Raw genomic sequence first — 578 nt, 5'->3', positions numbered from 1 at the left:
CCTTCGAGGCCCTGGTGCGCTATCGGCCCCGCCTGCCCTACCGCCTCACGCTCGCGGACGGCTCCACGCGCGAGGGGATCACCATCGGGCAGGTGGAATCGGCCGCCGGGGTCTTTCTGTTCGAGCCCATCGACGACGACGACCGCGTGCGGCGGACCTTCCTGCCGCGCGAAGCCTACCGCGAACTGCAGGTGGGCGAGGCCATCGGCCGCGTGCTGGTGGAGCAGCAGGCCCTCACCCCGGAGCAGGTGGAAATCGCCGCCCGCGAACAGGAGGCCATGCGTCAGCGCAAGCTGGGCGACTACTTGGTGATCAAGGAGGTCGTCAAACCCGAGCAGCTCCTCATGGCGCTGGAGGAGCAGCACCGCATGCCGCTGGTGCGCATCGGCGAGGCGCTGACGGCGCTCGGCTTCATCAGCCCCGAACAACTGCAGGAGGCGCTGGAGAAGCAGAAAAAAGAGCGCAGCGTCCCCCTGGGGGAACTGCTGGTGCAAAGCGGCCAGCTCACCCGCGAGCAGTTGCGCATCGCGCTGGCGCGCAAGATGGGCTACCCGGTCGTCGATCTGAAGCAGTTTCCC

At 68.2% G+C, this 578-nt stretch carries 1 protein-coding gene; it reads left to right on the top strand.

The window, feature by feature from the left end:
• The coding region (locus tag ML342_RS11660; RefSeq protein ID WP_500809972.1) for a cyclic di-GMP-binding domain-containing protein, MshE-related at nt 1-578 on the top strand (578 nt) is incomplete at both ends.

This window comes from Thermomonas alba, assembly GCF_022419205.1.
In the GTDB taxonomy this organism is placed as follows: domain Bacteria; phylum Pseudomonadota; class Gammaproteobacteria; order Xanthomonadales; family Xanthomonadaceae; genus Thermomonas; species Thermomonas alba.
The sequence above is the reverse complement of the archived record's forward strand: the minus strand, read 5'-3'. Positions and strand labels throughout refer to the sequence as shown.